This window comes from Novosphingobium sp. 11B (assembly GCF_054589055.1).
Map to the genome: position 1 here is coordinate 97454 of NZ_BAAILP010000332.1, position 20172 is coordinate 117625.

The 20172-nt window shown below is 66.0% G+C and carries 23 protein-coding genes; 14 read left to right on the plus strand and 9 right to left on the minus strand.

Translation table 11 applies throughout. The features are described 5' to 3' along the window. The first annotated feature begins 401 nt into the window (after positions 1-401). Positions 402-2207: a DEAD/DEAH box helicase gene (locus ACYPYD_RS27655; RefSeq protein WP_008830304.1), complete on the plus strand. Its 1806-nt coding sequence runs from the start codon at positions 402-404 to the stop codon at positions 2205-2207. A 226-nt stretch (positions 2208-2433) separates the two neighbouring features. On the opposite strand, the gene purL is transcribed toward ACYPYD_RS27655, so the two are convergent. Further along, positions 2434-4593 (minus strand): phosphoribosylformylglycinamidine synthase subunit PurL, encoded by a 2160-nt coding sequence (gene purL, locus ACYPYD_RS27660; protein WP_459666990.1) that lies wholly within the window; start codon positions 4591-4593, stop codon positions 2434-2436. A 182-nt stretch (positions 4594-4775) separates the two neighbouring features. Between purL and ACYPYD_RS27665 the strand changes: the two genes are divergently transcribed. The 11 genes from ACYPYD_RS27665 (at position 4776) to ACYPYD_RS27715 (ending at position 14043) form a co-directional block, all read left to right on the plus strand. Continuing rightward, complete coding sequence (locus tag ACYPYD_RS27665; RefSeq protein WP_008830306.1) at positions 4776-5021, plus strand: exodeoxyribonuclease VII small subunit; 246 nt, start codon at positions 4776-4778, stop codon at positions 5019-5021. Then, positions 5018-5926: a polyprenyl synthetase family protein gene (locus tag ACYPYD_RS27670; protein WP_459666993.1), complete on the plus strand. Its 909-nt coding sequence runs from the start codon at positions 5018-5020 to the stop codon at positions 5924-5926. Before ACYPYD_RS27665 ends, ACYPYD_RS27670 begins: the two co-directional genes overlap by 4 nt. Next, positions 5926-6444 carry a pantetheine-phosphate adenylyltransferase gene (gene coaD / locus ACYPYD_RS27675; RefSeq protein ID WP_008830308.1) on the plus strand — a complete coding sequence of 173 codons (519 nt, stop codon included), beginning with the start codon at positions 5926-5928 and terminating at the stop codon, positions 6442-6444. The genes ACYPYD_RS27670 and coaD overlap by 1 nt, the downstream gene beginning before the upstream one ends. Positions 6445-6556: 112 nt before the next feature. Further along, positions 6557-7258, plus strand: a complete 702-nt coding sequence (locus tag ACYPYD_RS27680) for a peptidylprolyl isomerase (RefSeq protein ID WP_069707702.1) — start codon at positions 6557-6559, stop codon at positions 7256-7258. A 162-nt stretch (positions 7259-7420) separates the two neighbouring features. Further along, the gene (gene queA / locus ACYPYD_RS27685; protein ID WP_459666995.1) at positions 7421-8449 is read left to right on the plus strand and encodes a tRNA preQ1(34) S-adenosylmethionine ribosyltransferase-isomerase QueA; all 1029 of its coding nucleotides are present in this window, start codon (positions 7421-7423) and stop codon (positions 8447-8449) included. Positions 8450-8558: 109 nt separating this feature from the next. Then, a complete protein-coding gene (locus ACYPYD_RS27690) occupies positions 8559-9224 on the plus strand; it encodes a thermonuclease family protein (RefSeq protein WP_459666997.1) in 666 nt (221 codons plus the stop codon). A 78-nt stretch (positions 9225-9302) separates the two neighbouring features. Further along, the gene (locus tag ACYPYD_RS27695; RefSeq protein ID WP_036523021.1) at positions 9303-10265 is read left to right on the plus strand and encodes an ABC transporter ATP-binding protein; all 963 of its coding nucleotides are present in this window, start codon (positions 9303-9305) and stop codon (positions 10263-10265) included. Then, on the plus strand, positions 10262-11035 hold the full coding sequence (locus ACYPYD_RS27700; RefSeq protein WP_008830313.1) for an ABC transporter permease: 774 nt from the start codon (positions 10262-10264) through the stop codon (positions 11033-11035). The genes ACYPYD_RS27695 and ACYPYD_RS27700 overlap by 4 nt, the downstream gene beginning before the upstream one ends. An 18-nt stretch (positions 11036-11053) precedes the next feature. Continuing rightward, entirely contained in the window at positions 11054-12088 is a 1035-nt protein-coding gene (locus ACYPYD_RS27705; protein WP_037519434.1) for a DUF481 domain-containing protein, read from the plus strand. 124 nt (positions 12089-12212) lie between these two features. After that, positions 12213-13343: a tRNA guanosine(34) transglycosylase Tgt gene (tgt, locus tag ACYPYD_RS27710; protein ID WP_008830315.1), complete on the plus strand. Its 1131-nt coding sequence runs from the start codon at positions 12213-12215 to the stop codon at positions 13341-13343. 16 nt (positions 13344-13359) lie between these two features. Next, the gene (locus ACYPYD_RS27715; RefSeq protein ID WP_036523026.1) at positions 13360-14043 is read left to right on the plus strand and encodes a pentapeptide repeat-containing protein; all 684 of its coding nucleotides are present in this window, start codon (positions 13360-13362) and stop codon (positions 14041-14043) included. A gap of 12 nt (positions 14044-14055) precedes the next feature. On the opposite strand, the gene ACYPYD_RS27720 is transcribed toward ACYPYD_RS27715, so the two are convergent. From ACYPYD_RS27720 to rpiB, 8 genes are all read right to left on the minus strand, one after another. Then, positions 14056-14250, minus strand: coding sequence for a hypothetical protein (locus ACYPYD_RS27720; protein ID WP_008831222.1), 195 nt, complete (start codon positions 14248-14250; stop codon positions 14056-14058). A 152-nt stretch (positions 14251-14402) separates the two neighbouring features. Then, positions 14403-15017: a 30S ribosomal protein S4 gene (gene rpsD / locus ACYPYD_RS27725; RefSeq protein WP_008831223.1), complete on the minus strand. Its 615-nt coding sequence runs from the start codon at positions 15015-15017 to the stop codon at positions 14403-14405. A gap of 211 nt (positions 15018-15228) precedes the next feature. Next, positions 15229-15486, minus strand: a complete 258-nt coding sequence (locus ACYPYD_RS27730) for a hypothetical protein (RefSeq protein WP_036523028.1) — start codon at positions 15484-15486, stop codon at positions 15229-15231. Positions 15487-15560: 74 nt separating this feature from the next. After that, positions 15561-16307, minus strand: coding sequence for an RNA methyltransferase (locus tag ACYPYD_RS27735; protein WP_459666999.1), 747 nt, complete (start codon positions 16305-16307; stop codon positions 15561-15563). Beyond that, complete coding sequence (gene nrdR / locus ACYPYD_RS27740; protein WP_008831226.1) at positions 16291-16767, minus strand: transcriptional regulator NrdR; 477 nt, start codon at positions 16765-16767, stop codon at positions 16291-16293. The genes ACYPYD_RS27735 and nrdR overlap by 17 nt, the downstream gene beginning before the upstream one ends. A gap of 14 nt (positions 16768-16781) precedes the next feature. After that, entirely contained in the window at positions 16782-17009 is a 228-nt protein-coding gene (locus ACYPYD_RS27745; RefSeq protein WP_008831227.1) for a hypothetical protein, read from the minus strand. A gap of 4 nt (positions 17010-17013) precedes the next feature. After that, on the minus strand, positions 17014-18312 hold the full coding sequence (gene glyA, locus ACYPYD_RS27750; protein ID WP_069707703.1) for a serine hydroxymethyltransferase: 1299 nt from the start codon (positions 18310-18312) through the stop codon (positions 17014-17016). Between the two features lie 14 nt (positions 18313-18326). Further along, positions 18327-18764 carry a ribose 5-phosphate isomerase B gene (gene rpiB / locus ACYPYD_RS27755; RefSeq protein ID WP_008831229.1) on the minus strand — a complete coding sequence of 146 codons (438 nt, stop codon included), beginning with the start codon at positions 18762-18764 and terminating at the stop codon, positions 18327-18329. A 247-nt stretch (positions 18765-19011) separates the two neighbouring features. Between rpiB and ACYPYD_RS27760 the strand changes: the two genes are divergently transcribed. Together ACYPYD_RS27760 and ACYPYD_RS27765 are read left to right on the plus strand one after the other, a co-directional pair. Continuing rightward, positions 19012-19263, plus strand: a complete 252-nt coding sequence (locus ACYPYD_RS27760; RefSeq protein ID WP_008831230.1) for a Kazal-type serine protease inhibitor family protein — start codon at positions 19012-19014, stop codon at positions 19261-19263. Positions 19264-19458: 195 nt separating this feature from the next. Further along, positions 19459-20073: a M17 family peptidase N-terminal domain-containing protein gene (locus ACYPYD_RS27765; protein WP_459667002.1), complete on the plus strand. Its 615-nt coding sequence runs from the start codon at positions 19459-19461 to the stop codon at positions 20071-20073. Positions 20074-20172 lie beyond the last annotated feature (99 nt).

Sequence of the window (20172 nt, forward strand, 5' to 3'; positions counted from 1 at the left end):
ACAACTCCAGGGGGTGAATCTCATGCGCTTAAGTACTGTGCGCAAAGGAATTTTTAGGACGCGATTGCCGGGTCTCGGAGAGTGTGCCCGTGTCGATATGAGTGCAGGCGATGCCGCGCCTTATCTTGAGCGGGACATGTACGTTCTGCTCGGTTTCGAGCCGAGTTTCGACCAGTTGCCCGAGCAATGCGCCGATGCGAAACCGGCATCGCGTCCGCTTTGGGCAGAGCAGTCCTGATCCCGTCAATCGGCACGAATCGTCGCGAAAGTGAAATTGGAGCGCGCAAATTCACGCGGTTTGGTCTATGGGCCGCCCAACAGGTGAGCCCGAGGGCCGCCACGCAGCCCTCCCTATGCTCTTTGAAAGCCGCCTCGAAGCGGCAGGACCCGTTGACCCTATAATGACTTTTCCGCAGATTCCCGCGCCTCTCGCCGAAGCCCTCACCGGACATGGCTATGAAACCCTGACCCCTGTTCAGGCCGCCGTGACCGAATCGGAGGCGCATGGCCGCGACCTCGTCGTCTCGGCGCAGACCGGCTCGGGCAAGACCGTCGCCTTTGGCCTTGCCATGGCCGACGAACTGCTCGCCGACGACGAACTCGCCTTCGCGGTCAAGCCGCTGGCACTCGCCATCGCGCCGACCCGCGAACTGGCGCAGCAGGTCAGCCGCGAGCTGGAATGGCTTTATGCCAAGACCCACGCCCGCATCGTCACCTGCGTCGGCGGCATGGACCCGGTGAAGGAGCGCAAGCAGCTGGAACGCGGCGCGGCGATCGTCGTCGGCACGCCGGGCCGTCTGCGCGACCATCTGGAGCGCGGCAAGCTCGACCTCTCGGCCCTGCGCGCCGTCGTACTCGACGAAGCCGACGAAATGCTCGACATGGGCTTCCGCGAGGATCTGGAAGAACTGCTCGACGCGACGCCGGAAACCCGCCGCACGCTGCTGTTCTCGGCGACCATGCCCCGCCCGATCGAGGCGCTGGCCCAGCGTTACCAGAAGAACGCGCTGCGCATCTCCACTGTCGGCGAGAACCGCGGCCATGGCGACATCGCCTACAAGGCTGTCACCGTCGCGCCTTCCGACATCGAGCATGCGGTGGTGAACCTGCTGCGCTTCTACGATGCCGAGACCGCGATCCTGTTCTGTGCCACGCGCGACAACGTGAAGCACCTGCATGCCACCCTGGTGGAGCGCGGCTTCTCGGCCGTGGCGCTTTCGGGCGAGCATTCGCAGAACGAGCGCAACAACGCGCTGCAGGCGCTGCGTGACCGCCGCGCCAAAGTCTGCGTCGCCACCGACGTCGCCGCGCGCGGCATCGATCTGCCGTCGCTCAGCCTCGTCGTCCACGTCGAGATTCCGCGCGATGCAGAGACCCTGCAGCACCGCTCGGGCCGTACCGGCCGCGCGGGCAAGAAGGGCACGGCGGTCCTGCTGGTGCCGTATCCGCGCCGCCGCCGCGTCGAGATGATGCTGCGCGGCGCCCGCATCGAGGCCGAGTGGGGTGAGGCCCCGACGCCCGAGGCGATCCGTGCGCAGGACCGTGACCGCCTGCTCGAAAAGCTGCTGGCGCCGGTCGAAGTCGAGGACGACGACCGCGAACTGGCGAAGGTCGTGCTGGAAACGCTGAGCGCAGAGGACGTCGCTGCCGCGCTTGTGCGCGCGCACCGCGCCGCGATGCCGCAGCCCGAGGAACTGCTCGGCAATTCGCCCGAATCCCGCCAGAAGCGCGAGCGTCCGGGCTTCGACGACGTCGTGTGGTTCCGCATGAACGTGGGCCGCGACGAGCGGGCCGAAGCGCGCTGGATCCTGCCGGTGCTGTGCCGCCGCGGCCATGTCACCCGCGATGCGGTCGGCCAGATTCGCATCAACGGTGACCAGACCTACTTCCAGATCCCTGCCGCGCAGGCCGAGCAGTTCGAACGCGCCGTCGCCCGCACCGCGCGTGAAGACGGTGAGTACGAAGCCACCATCCTCATCGAGCGTGCGCCTGATGCGCCGCGTGACGCCGCCCGTCACCGCAGCCGCGACCGCGAAGGCCCGCAGGGTCGTGGCCGCCGTCCGCACGGCAATGGTCCGCGTTCCGATGGTCCCGGCGGCGAGGGCTCGGCCCCGTACCGCGCGCGCCCGACCGGTCCGCGCCAGGACCGTCCGGCGGGTGGCGGCGGCGGCAAGCCGTTCCACAAGAAGCCGAAGAAGAGCTGGTAAGGTACTGAAAACACGGGGGGCGACCCTTCGACAAGCTCAGGGTGAGCGGGGTTGGTGTAAACCGCCCCGTTTCCAAGGTGGCGCGAGTTCGAAGGCAAACCTCCCGTCCCCGCTCAGGCTGAGCTTGTCGAAGCCCCATCGGCCAGACGCGAAGCAAAAGAAAACCCCGGCCGCTCCTTCGAGCGCCGGGGTTTTCTTTTGTCCCGAAGGGCCGGGGGAAGGGCTCTCAGCCCTCCATCCAGTCCTTGAAGAATGCCTCGTTGGCTTCACGCAGCGCGGCGATCTCCACGCCTGCAACGGCAGTGCCGCCGACGGTGCCAATCTTCACCGCTTCCGGCAGGACAGTCCCCGCAGGCGCGGTTACGACGTAGCGCGACTGGTCCTCGCCGAACGCCTGCGCGGTGGTGAGGTCCGCGTCCAGCGTGCAGCCGAGGCCGCTTGCCAGCGCCATCTCGGCCAGCGCGACGATCAGGCCGCCGTCGCTGACGTCATGGACCGCCGTGACCTTGCCTTCGCCGATCCAGCCGCGAACGAGGCCGCCATTGTGGGCTTCCAGCTTGAGGTCGACCTTCGGCGCCTCACCAGCTTCCTGACCGCCGATGTCCTTGAGCCACAGCGACTGGCCAAGGTGCGTTCCTTCGCCGCCGAGCAGGAAGATTTCCTCGTCCTCGGCCTTGAACGCCACTGTCGCCATCTGGTCATGGTCGGCGAGGATGCCGACGCCGCCGATCGCTGGGGTCGGCAGGATCGCAGAGCCGCCGCCGGTGGCCTTCGATTCGTTGTAGAGCGAGACGTTGCCCGAGACGATCGGGTAATCCAGCGCGCGGCACGCATCGCCCATGCCGTTCAGGCAGCCGACGATCTGTGCCATGATCTCGGGGCGCTGCGGGTTCGCGAAGTTGAGGCAGTTGGTAATCGCCAACGGCAACCCGCCGACCGCGCTGATGTTGCGGTAGGTCTCGGCGACCGCCTGCTTGCCGCCCTCGTAGGGGTCGGCGTAGCAGTAGCGGGGCGAGCAGTCGGTGCTGATCGCCAGCGCCTTCTGCGTGCCGTGGACGCGCACTACGGCTGCGTCGCCGCCGGACTTCTGCATCGTGTCCGCGCCGACCTGGCTGTCGTACTGCTCCCAAATCCACTTGCGCGAAGCGAGGTCCGCTCCGCCCATCAGCTTGATGAGGTCGGCGCCGAGATCGGTGCTTTCCGGCACCTCGCCGAGCGCCGGGACGGCCGCCCAGGCCTTGTATTCCTCAGGCGAGACGTAGGGGCGCTCGTACTCCGGCGCATCGTCGGCGAGGGGGCCGAGCGGGATGTCGCAGACCACTTCGCCGTCGAATTCCAGCACCATGTGGCCGGTGTCGGTGACTTCGCCGATGACCGCGAAGTCCAGTTCCCACTTCTTGAAGATGGCCTCGGCCATGGCTTCCTTGCCGGGCTGGAGCACCATGAGCATGCGCTCCTGGCTTTCGCTCAGCATCATTTCGTAAGGCGTCATCGCCTCTTCGCGGCAGGGCACCTTGTTCATGTTGAGGCGAATGCCCGCGCCGCCCTTGCTGGCCATCTCGACCGACGAGGAAGTCAGACCCGCCGCGCCCATGTCCTGGATCGCGACGATCGCGTCGGTCGCCATCAGTTCGAGGCACGCCTCGATCAGCAGCTTCTCGACGAAGGGATCGCCGACCTGCACGGTGGGGCGCTTTTCGTCGATGTCGTCGCCGAAGTCGGCCGAGGCCATGGTGGCGCCGTGGATGCCGTCGCGGCCGGTCTTGGAGCCGACGTAGACGATCGGATTACCGAGACCGGTGGCGGCGCAGTAGAAGATCTTGTTCGTATCGGCGACGCCGACGGTCATCGCGTTGACGAGGATGTTGCCGTCGTAGGCCTTGTGGAAGTTGGTCTCGCCGCCCACCGTGGGCACGCCCACGCAGTTGCCGTAGCCGCCGATGCCCGCGACCACGCCCTTGACGAGGTGCTTCATCTTCGGATGGTCCGGACGGCCGAAGCGCAGGGCGTTCATGTTCGCCACCGGGCGCGCGCCCATCGTGAAGACGTCGCGCAGGATGCCACCCACGCCGGTCGCAGCGCCTTGATAAGGCTCGATATAACTGGGGTGGTTGTGGCTTTCCATCTTGAAGATGGCGGCCTGCCCGTCGCCGATATCGATCACGCCGGCGTTCTCGCCGGGGCCGCAGATCACCCAAGGCGCTTCCGTCGGGAGCTTCTTGAGGTGGAAGCGGCTCGACTTGTACGAGCAGTGCTCCGACCACATCACCGAGAAAATGCCGAGTTCCACGAGGTTCGGCTCGCGGCCCAGCGCATTCAGGACGCGCTCGTATTCTTCGGGATTGAGGCCATGCGCCTCGACGACGTCAGGGGTGATTCCGCTCATGGGGGAGCCCTTAGCCGCGTCTTTCCGGCTGCGCCAGAGCGTATGGACATAACGGCACTCAACGGCACCTAAAGGGGGTCTAGAAGGGGGGCTGGCAGCACCAAGGTCTTCCATACGACGTTACGACCGGTAAATACTGCCGCCACCTTGACCGTTACTGCGCCGAGCGCCATTGCTTGCCCATGGAATCCGAAACTTCGACTATCGACACGCTCAGCTTCGAGGATGCACTGCGCGCGCTGGAAACCATCGTGCGCCAGCTCGAAAGCGGCGACGTGCCACTGGAAGATTCGATCTCGCTCTACGAAAAGGGCGAGAAGTTGCGCCAGCATTGCCAGAAGCGCCTCGACGCTGCGCAGGCGCGGATCGAGCGTATCGTCGCCGGGCCGGACGGCGCGGCGGCGGGCACCCAGCCTTTCGACCTGTGACCGAAGTGGCCGCGCCTGATTCGCTGCTGGCCGAGGGTCTCGCGCGGATCGCCGAGGAGATCGACGGCGCCTTCGACGCGCTGCTCGCCGTTCCCGACGATGCCCGCGCTAAGCTGGTGGAGGCGATGCGCTATGCCGCGATCGGCGGGGGCAAGCGGCTGCGTCCGCTGCTGCTCGCCAGCGTCGCGGAGATGTACGGCGTCCAGCGCGAAGCTGCGATCCGGGCCGGTATCGCCATCGAATCGATCCACGTCTATTCGCTGATCCACGATGACCTGCCGTGCATGGACGATGATGCGCTGCGCCATGGCAAGCCGACGCTTCATCTGGCATTCGACGAAGCCACTGCCGTGCTTGCAGGCGATTCGCTGCACGCCTTCGCTTTCGAGGTCCTGTCCGATCCGGCGACCACGCCCGATCCCTTTACCCGCATCGAACTCGTCCGCACGCTCGGCCACGCCAGCGGCGCGCAGGGCATGGCGGGCGGGCAGATGATGGACCTCGTCGCCGAAACCAGCGAGTTCGACCTGCAGACCGTCACCCGCCTGCAACAGCTCAAGACCGGCGCGCTGCTCGGCGCGGCGGTGGAGATGGGCGCGATCCTCGGCCGCATTCCGCCCGAGGGGCGCACGCATCTGCGCGGCTATGCCCGCGACATCGGGCTGGCCTTCCAGATCGCCGACGATCTGATCGACCACGAGGGCGACGCCGCTCTCGCGGGCAAGGCCGTGGGCAAGGACGCGGCGGCGGGCAAGGAAACCTTCGTCTCGCTGCTGGGCCCCGAACGCGCGCGCGAACAGGCGCGCATGCTGGTCGAGCAGGCGATCGGCCACCTGGCCCAGCACGGCCGGGAAGCGGACCTCCTTCGCGCCGTCGCGCGCTATATCATCGAGAGGGATCACTGATGGCTTCGGCTGAGCGTATCGGCGTCTACCCCGGCACTTTCGACCCGATCACGCTGGGCCATGCCGACATCATCCGGCGCGGCGCCAAGCTGGTCGACAAGCTGATCATCGGCGTCACCACCAACCCGTCGAAGAACCCGCTGTTCACGCCGGACGAGCGCATGGCCATGGTCGAGCGCGAGGTCGCGGCGATGGGGATCGACAACGTCAGCGTCGTCGGCTTCAATGCGCTGCTGATGAAGTTCGCCCAGAAGCAGGGCGCCAGCGTGATCGTGCGCGGCCTGCGCGCGGTGGCGGACTTCGAATACGAATACCAGATGGCCGGGATGAACCAGCAGCTCAATTCCACCATCGAGACGGTGTTTCTGATGGCGGACGTCAGCCTGCAGCCGATCGCGTCCAAGCTGGTCAAGGAAATCGCGATGTTCGGGGGCGACATCGTGAAGTTCGTCAGCCCGGCGGTACGTGAGGACGTCGTCGGGCGGATCGCGCAAAACGGATTATTGGGGGACTACTGAGCTTGCGCGGATGGGCGGGTCCGCGTGGAAATCATTCATTGTGCCGACAGCGGGGGCGCTTTATCGCGTCCGATTACGCGGCTCGGCCGTTCATTGCCCAGGTGACAGATACATGAAGTTTCGCCTTCCCCTGACCGCGCTGATGCTCGGCGCCGCCCTCGTCGCGGCCCCGGCCATCGCGAAGGACAAGGACAAAAAGGACGAGGCAGCGGCCACGCCGACGCCTCCGCCCCTGCCGACCACGATCGACACCGACATCACGCATGAGCCCGAGAACGTGCTCCTGCTCGACTTGTCGGACGGCGGCCGCGTCGCCATTCGCATGATGCCGCAGTGGGCTCCGCACCATGTCGAGCGGGTCAAGACGCTGGCGGCGCAGGGCTTCTACAACGGCCAGATCTTCCACCGCGTGATCGACGGATTCATGGCGCAGACGGGCGATCCGACCGGCACCGGGCAGGGCGGCTCGCAGCTTCCCGACCTTCAGGCCGAATTCAACACGATGCCGCACCTCCGCGGCACCGTTTCGATGGCGCGCACCAACGACCCGAACAGCGCCAACAGCCAGTTCTTCATCGTGTTCTATCCGCGCTTCGCGCTGGACAAGAAGTACACGGTGTTCGGCCGGGTGATCTCGGGCATGCAGTACGTCGATGCGATCCATCGCGGCGAGCCGCCCGAGGACCCGACGAAGATCGTCCAGGCCTCGCTGGCGTCGGAGAACAAGCCGGCCCCGGCTGCGCCGGTGGCTCCGGCGGCACCTGCGCTGAAGGCGCCTTCGATTTCGGACCTGAACAACTCCAAGTCCAACTGAGCCAATCGCGTCGTCCCGGGCTCGCCCGGGACCGCTGGCTGTGAACAACTCCTCTTCCGGCGGGGCACCCGTGGCCGGGGGCGCCTAAAGACAGCCACCGGTCCCGGATCAAGTCCGGGACGACGCCTTGCCCGCAGCCCCGCTCTGGTCTAGCGCGCCGCCATGCGCGTAGACCTCTTCGACTTCGACCTTCCGCCCGAGAGCATCGCCCTGCGTCCGGCGCGTCCGCGCGATGCGGCGAAGATGCTGGTGGTGGACGGCGACACTCCCTTCGCCGACCATCACGTCCGCGACCTGCCTGCTCAAATGCGCGCAGGCGATGTCCTCGTCTTCAACGACACCCGCGTCATCCCCGCCCAGCTTGAGGGCACGCGCGGAGAAGCGCGCATCGGCGCCACGCTCCACAAGCGTATCGACCTTCGCCGCTGGCAGGCGTTCGTGCGCAACGCCAAGCGCCTGCGCGAGGGCGACCGCATCGCTTTCCCGGCGGAGGTTACCGCCATCGCGGAAAGCCGCTTGCCCGACGGCAGCTGGACCCTCGCCTTCGAGGGCGACGAGCCCGTGGAAGTCCTCCTCGAACGTGCGGGCCGCATGCCGCTGCCGCCCTACATCGCGGGCAAGCGCCCCACGGACGAGGCCGACGCCAGCGACTACCAGACCATGTTCGCGCGCGAGAAGGGGGCTGTCGCCGCACCCACGGCGGCGCTGCACTTCACCCCCGAACTGGTCGAGGCGCTGGACGCGGCGGGCGTGGCGCGCGAGACACTGACGCTCCACGTCGGCGCAGGCACCTTCCTGCCGGTGAAGGCCGACGACACCGTGGACCACCAGATGCACGCCGAGTTCGGCCGCATCGACCAGGCCACCGCCGACCGCCTCAATGCCGCGCGCGCCGCCGGTGGCCGGGTGATCGCGGTAGGCACCACCTCGCTGCGCCTGCTCGAAAGCGCCACCGGCGAAGACGGCGTGATCCGCCCGTTCGAAGGCGACACCGCGATCTTCATCACCCCGGGCTACCGCTTCCGCGCGATTGACGGGTTGATGACCAACTTCCACCTGCCCAAGTCCACCCTGATGATGCTGGTTTCGGCGCTGATGGGGCTGGAGAAGATGCAGGCGGTCTACGCCCATGCCATCGCCAACGGCTATCGCTTCTACAGCTACGGGGATTCCTCGCTGCTGCTTCCGTGACTTGCGTGGTTACGGGAAGGTTACGGATGGCTGTTAAATTGCTGTAAGCCTTTGCGGCGCACTGTCGGCCCCAATGCCCGGGAAGGTCCGGGCGCATGGGGGCGGCCACATGAAATCCTGGATATTGCCGGCATTGCTGGTCGCGGCGGTGTCTCCCGCATCGGCGGAGGAATTCGCGGGCGCAGGCCGGGCCGTGGATGGCGACTCCTTGTTCGTCGGCGGGCGTGAGGTGCGTCTGTTCGGCATCGATGCACCCGAATATCGCCAGACCTGCCGCGTGAACTGGAGCAACTGGAGTTGCGGCTCCGACGCAGCCGCTGCCTTGCGCGCCATGGTCGATGCCCGGCAACTGACCTGCTCCTCGCGCGACCGCGACGTTTACGGCCGAACGGTCGCAAGCTGCCGGGCAGGAGGGGTGGATCTTGCGGCGGCGATGCTGGAAAAGGGGCTGGCGATTGCGCTCGACAACGCGCCTGCCAGCTATGCCGCGCTTGCCGATCACAGCAAGGCGCAGCGCGCGGGCATCTGGGGTTCCGAGTTCGATGCCCCGGCGATCTATCGCGCCGCCAACCCCCGAAATTCCGGAGCGCGCGTGGTATCCGCCACCGTGCCGCGCCCGGTTGTGGCGCGGTCGGTTCCTTCCGGGGCGTTCCGCAGCTGCGCGGAGGCGCGTGCCGCCGGTGCCGCGCCCATGCGGCGCGGGCAGCCCGGTTACAACCCGCAACTCGACGGCGATAACGACGGGATCGCGTGCGAGCCCTATCGGCGGCGCTGATCTTCTCAACGCCGCATTGCAAAAGATACTGCGCGCGGGGGCTTGGAACCGGATCGTTTCAGCCCCATTCATGCGCCTATGCAGCCTATCCTCGAAATCAGCGGCCTGACGAAGACTTACGCAGGCGGTTTCACGGCGCTCAAGGGCGTCGATCTGACCATCAACAAAGGCGAGATTTTCGCCCTCCTCGGGCCGAACGGCGCTGGCAAGACCACGCTGATCGGCGCGGTCTGCGGGATGGTCCGGCCGACCTCGGGCACGATCACCGCGTTCGGCGAGGACATGGGCCGCCACTGGCGCACGCTGCGCAAGCGTGTTGGCCTTGTGCCGCAGGAACTGGCGACCGACATGTTCGAGCCGGTGCTGCGCTCGGTCAACCATTCGCGCGGGCTCTTCGGCCTCGCCCCCAACCCGGCGCTGGTCGAGGACATCCTCAAGGCGCTCAGCCTCTGGGAAAAGCGCGACGAGCAGATCCGCAACCTCTCGGGCGGCATGAAGCGCCGCGTGCTGATCGCCAAGGCGCTGGCGCACGAACCCGAACTGCTGTTCCTCGACGAGCCCACCGCAGGCGTCGACGTCGAACTGCGCCGCGACATGTGGAAGCAGATCGCCCTCCTGCGTGAGCGTGGCACCACGGTGATTCTCACCACCCACTACATCGAGGAAGCCGAGGAAATGGCCGACCGCGTCGGCATCATCCGCAAGGGCGAAATCCTGATGGTGGACGAAAAGGCGGCGATGATGGAACGCCTGGGCCGCACCGAAGCGCTGATCTCGCTCGCGCAGCCGCTGGCCGAAGTTCCCGCCGGGATCGCGGCATTCCCCGTGACGCTTTCCGAGGACGGCCGCACGCTCGTCTATCGCGGCGGCGGCGGGGAGGGGGCGTCTGCGGGCACCGCCGAAGTCGCCGAACTGACCAAGGCCCTGACCCGCGCCGGGATCGACTACACCGCGATCGACATCCACGAATCGAGCCTGGAGGACATCTTCGTGAACCTGCTCGAAGGGCCCGACGCGCCTGTTCAGGAGACTGCGGCATGAGCCTGTTCAACGCCCGCTCCGCCTGGACCATCTACAGGCAGGAACTGATGCGCGCCTTCCGCACGGCGATGCAGTCGATCCTGGCGCCGGTGCTGACCACCACGCTCTATTTCGTCGTCTTCGGGGCCGCGATCGGCGGCCAGATGAAGAGCGGGGTGGACGGCCTCAATTACGGCGCGTTCATCGTACCGGGCCTTCTGCTGCTGACGATCCTGGGCGAAAGCGTCTCCAACGCCAGCTTCGGCATCTACATGCCGCGTTTTACAGGCGCGATCTACGAGCTGCTCTCCGCGCCCGTGGGCGTCGCCGAAACCCTCGTCGGCTTCGTCGGCGCGGCGGCGACCAAGTCGCTGATCCTTGCCGCGATCATCCTCGCGACGGCCAGCTTCTTCGTCGACTACTCGATCGCGCATCCGGTCTATGCGTTCTTCTTCGTGCTGCTGGTTTCCGCCAGTTTCTCGCTGTTCGGCTTCATCCTCGGCATCTGGGCGGACAGCTTCGAGAAGCTGACGATCGTGCCGCTGCTCATCCTGACCCCGCTGACATTCCTCGGCGGCACGTTCTATTCGATCGACATGCTGCCCGAGCCCTGGCGTCAGGTGGCGATGGCGAACCCGGTGGTCTACCTCGTCAACGGGCTGCGCTGGACGTTCTACGGCAGTTCCGACGTGCCGATCGCGCTGTCGCTCGGCCTGACGCTGCTGTTCCTCGTCCTTTGCGTCGGATTCATCACATGGATCTTCAAGAGCGGGTGGCGTTTGCGCACGTGACGCGTTAGCGTTTGCAGCATGACGATGCTCCGACCGGTCCTCTCCGGCCTTCCCGTTATGCTGCTTGCCGTTCCCGCCCATGCGCAAGTGCACCAGTTCGACGAGCCGCTCGTTCTGGTCCCGCTCCCGCCGCCGCCGCTGGTGCTCGACCTGCCGGATTATCCCGAGTTCGTGCCTTACGTGAGGGCGGAGCGGCCGCGTCTGCCGCTGGCGGTGCGCGCACTGCTGGAAGCTGCGATGAAGACCGACGACGGGGCCTCCGTGTCCGCGATGGTCAAGTTCGCGCAGCAGACCCAGCCTTACGACAAGGACGAGATCCGCGACATGCAGCGGGCCTACAACGACCGCCGCGCCAAGGAGATCGCCGCCAAGACCGAGGCGGAACTGGCCCGCATCCGTGCCTCGGGTGTGCTCGAACTGTGGAAGGGACAGATCGAGGTCGGCGCCTTCCGCTCCACCGGAAACACCGAGAACTTCGGTTTTACCGCTGCCCTCAAGCTCAACCGCAAGGGCATCAAGTGGGAGCACATCATCCAGGCCAACGCCGACTATCAGGAAGATCGCGATACGGTTACCCGCGAACAGTATTCTGCCAGCTACCAGCCGCGCTACACCCTGAACGACGGCTTCTTCACCTATGGTCGCACGCAGTACGAGCGTGACCGCATTCAGGGCTTCGCTGACCGTTACACGCTCTCGGGCGGTCTCGGTTACCGGGTGCTCAACCGTCCCGCCATGACGCTGGCGCTGGAAGCAGGTCCGGCGTTTCGCGCCACCAACTATGTGGACGACGTCAACCAGACGACATGGTCGGTGCTGACCTCGATCGACTTCGACTGGACGATCAACCCGACTATCAAGCTGACGCAGGACGCCAGCAGCTACATCGGGTCGGACAACAACACCTTCACCTCGATGACCGCGATCGAGGCCGGCATGATGAGGGGGCTGAAAGCTAAGCTGTCCTACTCCATCGAGCATGAGACTCGTCCGCCCAGCGGATCGCTCAAGACCGACACGATCTCGCGCTTCTCGCTGGTCTACGGGTTCTGATCGTCCTCCTTCCTCTCGTCACCCGCGAGCGCTTAGCTGCGCTCGCGGGTGACGAGAGGGTGCGGCGAAATCGTTGGCGATCGGATGTTTCCACCGCGCCTGAAAATGCTCTAAGGGCGGCGCCATGAAGCCTCGTTTCCAGTTTTCCATCCACGCCACAGACGGCAAGGCCCGTACCGGCACCATCCAGATGCGTCGCGGTGAAATCCGCACGCCCGCTTTCATGCCGGTCGGCACCGCCGCCACCGTCAAGGCGATGAAGCCGCAGGACGTGCGCGCGACCGGCGCCGATATCCTGCTCGGCAATACCTATCACCTGATGCTGCGCCCCGGCGCCGAGCGCGTCGCGCGCCTCGGTGGCCTGCACAAGTTCATGAACTGGGACCGCCCGATCCTGACCGACAGCGGCGGCTATCAGGTGATGAGCCTGTCGGATCTGCGCAAGATCACCGAGGAAGGCGTGACTTTCGCCAGCCACATTGACGGCTCGCGCCACATGCTAAGCCCCGAGCGGTCGATGGAGATCCAGCGCCTGCTCGGCTCCGACATCGTCATGTGTTTCGACGAGTGCCCCAAGATCGACCAGCCCCGCGACGTCATCGCCCGCTCTATGGAAATGTCGATGCGCTGGGCGAAGCGTAGCCGCGACGCCTTCGACACCGGTGGCGCGCATGCGGAAAGTTCCGCCCTGTTCGGCATCCAGCAAGGCGCGCTCGACGAAGGCCTGCGCAAGACCAGCGCCGATGCCCTGACCGAGATCGGCTTCGACGGCTACGCGATCGGCGGCCTTGCCGTGGGCGAGGGACAGGAGGCGATGTTCGCCACGCTGGAATTCGCCCCCGGCCAGCTTCCCGCCGACCGTCCGCGCTACCTGATGGGCGTGGGCAAGCCCGATGACCTCGTCGGCGCGGTGGAGCGCGGCGTCGATATGTTCGACTGCGTGCTGCCGACCCGCTCGGGCCGCAACGGGCAGGCCTTCACCTGGAACGGCCCGCTCAACATGCGCAACGCCCGTCACGCCGAAGACACCGGCCCGATCGACGAGCGCTGCAAGTGCCCGACCTGCGGTACGTACACCCGCGCCTACATCCACCACCTCATCAAGTCCGGCGAGATGTTGGGCGCGATGCTGCTGACCGAGCACAATCTCTCGTTCTACCAGCAACTGATGCAGGGCATGCGCGACGCGATCGCAGAGCAACGCTTTGCGGCGTTCGCGGCCGACTTCCGGCGGGACTATTTCCGCAAGGAATGATCGGTCGGAGCGGAGCATGGACGACAGTACCGGCACCATCGTTCGCGACCGGACACTGACGCGCGCCGACTTCGAGCGGCTGCCCGATTCCGTGCGCCATCTGGTCGGTTGCGATCTGGATGAGGCGCAACTCAGCGGGCTTGACCTGTGGGGCTGGACGTTCGAGGCCTGCAGCCTGCGCCGGACCGATTTGAGCAGGGCCAAGCTCGACGGCACGACCTGGAAGTCCTGCAGGGCCGCTTTCGTCGACTTTTCCGGGAGCGACCTCGACGGCGCCAGTTTTCATGCCAGCGATTTCAACAACGTTTCGTTCCGACGCGCTTCGCTGGCTTCGGCGAGGATAACTCGGTGCAAGTTGACGGGTGCCGATTTGTCGGATGCTGCGTCTCTCGACACCGTCTTCGAGGAGACCCTGCTGGTCAGCGCGCGCCTGCCTCGCCATTCGTTCCGGGGCGCGACGCTGCAGCAGGTTGATTTTTCGCAGGCTGATCTGAGCCGCTGCGATTTCCGGCAAGCGGCATTGCTGGACTGCAGCCTGCGCGATGCGGATTTGACCGGGGCGCGGTTCGACGGCGCCGATCTGCGTGGGGCTGACTTGGGTGGCCTGCGTCTGGTCGATGCTACCCTGTTCCGTGGCGCGATCATCTCGCGCATGCAGGCAAGCCAGATTCTCGGCGAACTGGGGATCAGCGTCCGCTAAGCTGAAGCCCGGTCACGCAGTGACGGGTATGCCCGGTGCGTCTTCGCCGTGCATGGTTTCCAGCACCGTCTCGACATAGGCGACGAAGCGGCCGGTCATTTCGTCGAGAAATCCGGCGCCGATCTCGCAGGCATGGCGCTGCGCTGTCCTGAGATCATTGTACCATTTACCGGTGCGGTGCGGAGTGATGAAACGGTAGCGAGTCATGATGCTAGGCTAATGCCCGATCTCGACGGCAGTTCCCTTACAAGTGCTGCAAATCGTGTAATTTTTCGTGTCGTTTGAACAGTTCGAAACACATAAGAAAAAGGCGGCCCCGAAGGACCGCCTTTTCTTGTTTCCGTTGCCGGAGAACCGGATCAGCGCGAGTAGAACTCGACGACCAGATTCGGTTCCATCTTCACCGGATAGGGCACTTCGTCGAGCGTCGGAACGCGAACGAAGGTCACCTTGTCGGTGCCGTCCTGGGCGACGTAGTCGGGCACTTCGCGCTCGGGCAGGTTCTGCGCTTCGAGAACGAGAGCCATTTCCTTGGCCTTGTTGCCCAGGGTGATGATGTCACCGACCTTCACGCGACGCGAGGCGATGTTGCACTTCACGCCGTTGACGCGGATGTGGCCGTGCGAAACGATCTGGCGGGCCGAGAAGATGGTCGGCGCGAACTTGGCGCGGTACACGACCATGTCCAGGCGCTGCTCCAGCAGGCCGATCAGGTTCTGGCTGGTGTCGCCCTTCATCGAGGACGCTTCCTGGTAGGTGCGCTTGAACTGCTTCTCGGTCACGTCGCCGTAGTAGCCCTTGAGCTTCTGCTTGGCGCGCAGCTGCAGACCGTAGTCCGAAACCTTGCTCTTGCGGCGCTGGCCGTGCTGGCCCGGGCCGTAGCTGCGGCGGTTGACCGAGCTCTTGGGACGGCCCCAGATGTTCTCGCCCATGCGGCGGTCGAGTTTGTACTTCGAGCTTTGACGCTTCGACATAATGTCGTCCTTCAATCTGCTTGCCGTGCGGCCATCGTGGCTGCACGATCCATGGTTCCCCCGGGGCGCACCATCAGGCCTATTATGCCGGATGCGGCCGCCGCTTCACCGGGAGTGCGGGGCCGAGTGGACGTGCTGCGAAGACGCAGGCGCCATGTGAGGGGCCGCCCTTATAGGGTCGGGCGCAGGAGTCAAGCCAAGTCTGGGGCGATTATTGACCGGTGCCGAGCGGGCTGCCCATGGTGTTGGCCCGCCCCATCATCTGCCCTGCCTGTTTTGCACCTGCCGAATCAATGGCACTCCATTCCGCAGCGGTATGGCACACGCGCTTGCGCATGATGGTCCCCGTGGGTGCTTCGAACCGGCATATTTTCTTGTCGGGATTGAGCGGCTCGCCTTGCTTGTCCTTGGCCATCGCGGGCGACAGCGTGGCAAGCGCCAGGGCGGTGACAGTAATGATGCGGATCATGTTTGAGAAATTCCCGAAACTGTAGGCAGCCGCCGTTTTACGCAGGAGCAATAAACCCGCAAATGAAATCCAGGCTATTCTTCCGGATTCCTAGGCCGCCGGTTGCCGCCCAGCGCGCTCAGCACGCCGCGCATGGTGCGCACTTCGAGGCTGTTCCAGCCCGGCTTGGTAAGCATGTTGCGCAAGGTCCGGCGCGTGGCGGCGGAGCGGCTTTCCGGGTAGAAGTACTTGGTCGGCTCCAGCACTTTCTCGAACTGCTGGATCATGCCTTCCAGTTCGTCCTGCGGGGCAGGGGGGAGCAGTTCCTCAACCGTCGGCTGCGCCAATGCGGCGCCCTTCGACCATTCGTAGGCGCACAGGATCACTGCCTGCGCCAGGTTGAGCGAGGCGAACTCGGGGTTGATCGGCACCGTCAGGATCGCGCGGGCGAGGGCAACGTCGTCCGTCTCCAGCCCCGAACGCTCCGGCCCGAACACGTAGGCCGAGCGGCCCGTCGCCGCGTAGACTTCGCGCGCGGCTTCCTCGGGCGTGACGACCGGCTTGGTGACGCCGCGCTTGCGCACGGTGGTGGCGTAGACGTTGGCGCAGTCGTGCACGGCTTCGGCGAGCGTCTCGAAGACTTCCGCCTTCTCCAGCACGTCGTCCGCACCTGCCGCCGCCGGGCCTGCCGACGGATTGGGCCAGCCGTCGCGCGGGGAGACGAGGCGCATCTCGGTCAGCCCGAAGTTGAGCATCGCGCGCGCGGCCTTGCCGATGTTCTCGCCCAATTGTGGGCGGACCAGTACGATTACCGGCTGCTTCACTTCAATTGACGCCGACATCGCGCACGGTCCCTGCAAATTCCTCGAAATCCCTCGCCTCGTTGAAGGCACGGTAGACGCTGGCGAAGCGGATGTAGGCGACCGAGTCGAGCTGTCGCAGCCCTTCCATCACGAGTTCGCCGATGACGCGCGAAGGCACCTCGTTCTCGCCGATCGTCTCGACCTGGCGCTGCACGCCCGAGACGAGCCGCTCGATCTTCTCCCGGTCGATGCCGCGCTTGCGACAGGCGAGGGTGACAGACTGCTCGATCTTGGCGCGGTCGAACGGCTCGCGGCGTTCGAGCCCGGCCGCATCGTTGCTCTTGACCACCACGATCTCGCGCAGTTGCACGCGCTCGAACGTTGTGAAGCGGGCGCCACAGCTGGAACACTGGCGGCGGCGACGGATCGCGGTGGCATCCTCGGTCGGGCGGCTGTCCTTGACCTGGGAATCGTCGTGGGCGCAAAAAGGACAGCGCATTCAGCGGGTTACTTTCATTCAGGACGGACGCGCTTGTAGAACTTGTAGCCTGCGCCCGCCGCCAGCCCGAGGCCGATGGAGACGAAGGGCAGGAACGCGCCAGCAACCGCGCCCGCAGCGCCCCAGATCAGAACCGGCTTGGTCGAGGGATGGGCCATGCCATCCTTGAGCATTCCGGCGAGTTCCTCGCGGGCATCGCTGACGAAGTGGCCGGAGTTCTGGGGGCGCTGCGGGTCGGTCATAGACTTAGTCCTCGTAGATGGGGAAACGATCACACAGCGCTTCAACGCGCGTGCGAACGTTCTGCTCCACCTGAGCGTCACCTGCTTCGCCGCACTTGGCAAGACCGTCGAGAACGTCGGCGACCATGTTGCCGATCTCGCGGAATTCCTCCGGGCCGAAACCGCGGGTCGTGCCGGCGGGCGAACCGACGCGGATGCCGCTGGTCTTCATTGGCGGCAGCGGGTCGAACGGGATGCCGTTCTTGTTGCAGGTGATCCCTGCGCGCTCCAGCGCCTCGTCGGCGTCCTTGCCGGTGACGCCCAGCGGCGAGAGGTCGATCAGCGCGAGGTGGGTGTCGGTGCCGCCCGAGACGATCGCGGCACCGCGCGCCTTGAGGGTGGCTGCCAGAACCTGCGCGTTCTCGATCACGCGCGCGGCGTAGTCCTTGAACTCGGGACGCAGCGCTTCACCGAAGGCGACCGCCTTGGCGGCGACGACGTGCATCAGCGGGCCGCCCTGCAGGCCGGGGAACACCGCCGAGTTGATCTTCTTGGCCAGCGCCTCGTCGTTGGTCAGGATCATGCCGCCGCGCGGACCGCGAAGCGTCTTGTGCGTGGTGGTGGTGGCGATGTGCGCATGCGGGAACGGTGAGGGGTGCAGACCAGCCGCGACGAGGCCGGCGAAGTGCGCCATGTCGACCTGGAACAGCGCGCCGACGCTGTCGGCGATCTCGCGCATGCGCTTGAAGTCGATAACGCGCGGATAGGCCGAGCCGCCCGCGATAATGAGCTTGGGCTGGTGTTCCTTGGCAAGGGCCTCGACCTCATCGTAGTCAATGAGGTGGGTGTCCTTGGTCACGCCATACTGCACGGCCTTGAACCACTTGCCCGAAAGCGCTGCGCGGGCGCCGTGGGTGAGGTGGCCACCGGCGTCGAGGCTCATGCCCATGATGGTGTCGCCGGGCTTGACGGTCGCGAGCAGCACTGCGCCGTTGGCCTGCGCGCCCGAGTGGGGCTGGACGTTGGCGAAGCCGCAGTCGAACAACTGCTTGGCGCGCTCTATGGCGAGGGTCTCGACTTCGTCCGAAGGCTCGCAGCCCTGGTAGTAGCGCTTGCCGGGATAACCCTCGGCGTACTTGTTGGTCAGCACCGAGCCCTGCGCCTCGAGCACGGCCTTGGAGACGATGTTCTCCGAGGCGATCAGCTCGATCTGCTTGCGCTCGCGCTTCAGTTCATGGCCGATCGCGGCGGCGACGGCGGGGTCGCTCTGGGCGATCGTGTCGGTGAAGAAGCCGGGTGAACGGATGGCGGTTTCTACGGTCATGGTTCTTGGCTCCTTCAGAAGGACGGATTGGAGAGCTTTTCGACGCGGCCTGCATGGCGGCCGCCGCCGAACTCGGTGGAGAGGAAAGCGTCGAGGCAGGCCTTGGCCATGTCCTCGCCGGTCAGGCGTGCGCCCATGGCGATGACGTTGGCGTCGTTGTGCTCGCGGGCGAGGGCGGCCGAAAGCGGCTCGCCCACCAGCGCGCAGCGGCAGGCGGGATCGCGGTTGACGGCGATCGAGATGCCGATGCCCGAGCCGCAAAGCGCGACGCCGAACTGCACGGTGCCGTCGGCGACGACCGAGGCCAGCTTGTATCCGTAATCGGGGTAATCCACCCGGTCGGCGGTTTCGGGGCCGAGGTCGGCGACTTCGTGGCCGGCCTCGATGAGGTATTCGCGCAAGGTCGCCTTGAGGTCGACGGCGGCGTGGTCGGATGCGATCGCGATACGCATGGGAGAGGTGCTTCCTGCCTGCGAGGGATTCGTTTGCGGCTCCCTTAGTCGCGGCTTGGCAATATTGCGAGTCTTGTGGGCACCGCGTTCGGATCGCCAATGGAGCCATGCGGGCAATTGTGCAGCGCATATGGATGTTTCAGCCGCATGATGCTTGCAAGGGTTTGTTCAGGGGCGCAAGTTCCGGCTCCCGATAGGCTGGCCCGAAAAGGCCGGACGCAGGGCCGACAGAAGAAAGGGGATTGCCATGAAGCTGACCGTCATGCGCGCATTGAGCCTCGCCGGGGTGCTGGTTCTCACAGGGTGTCTGGAGACGATGCCGGGACCGGATCGCCCCCATCGCCCGCGCCCGGAAAAGCCCGCGATCTGTACGCGCGAATATGCGCCGGTCTGTGCGCAAAAGCGTCGCCATCGCCAGACTTTCAGCAATGCCTGCATGGCGCGCGCCGAAGGTTTCCGGGTTGTCAGCTCAGGCGCCTGCGAGCGCGGCGGGCAATAGGAGGCCGGACGCGGAGGCAGAAGCGGGGTTTTCGGGTTCTTCGAATAGTTGCGACGATCTTATCGGTCTGATGCGGACCTCGGTGGCGGGCTAGCACCGGGATGCAACTTCACCAAGGCAGACCGCGATGATCCTCAACTGGCACCTCTGGCCCGCATTTCCTCTCCGCCCCGCCCGTCCTGCGGGAGAGGCGGCATGAGCGGGAGCGGGGGCGTCGTACACAACGTCGGCTCGGCATTCGACGTGACGGTGGATGTGGCGGCGTGGGACGGCGCGGGCGCGCAAGTGGACCTTTCGTGCGCGGCGATGTTCAGCGAGGAACCGGCCGGCGCGCCCACGGGCGGGCTGGCTCACCTCGACGCAGCGCTGGGCGGGCGGCTGCTCGAACTGCGCCGCGAAGGCCATTTCACCGGTGCTCCGGGCGAATGCCTGCTGATTTCCCAGCCGCCCGAAACGGTTGCGGCCAAGGCGCTGCTGGTGGTCGGGCTGGGCCATCCGCAAGGGTGGACGCCGCTTCACTTGCGCGAAGCGGTGCGCTCGGCGGCCACTTTCGCGCTGGCGCTCGGCGTGCGCAGCGCCGCCTTCGCACCGGGCATGCGCGACAGCGGCCTCTCGGCGGACGGGACGGCCGGAGCGCCCGCGCACATGATCGCTGGGCTTGCCGCCGCGCTTGCCACCCGGCACAGGCTGGTCCCCATGGGCCTTGCTCCGGCGCCGGTTCTGGAACGCTGGGTGTTCGACGTCGGCGCGGAAAGGCTCGAGGCAGCGGCGCGGGAGTTTCGCGAGCAACTGCGCGGGCAAGGCGATTGACATGGTCACAAAGTCGGTCCTTCCGGCGAAGGGGGGAGCCGATCTTCTGACGGTGCCTGTTGTAAGGGGACCAGTTGGGTCCCCGCCTTCGCGGGGATG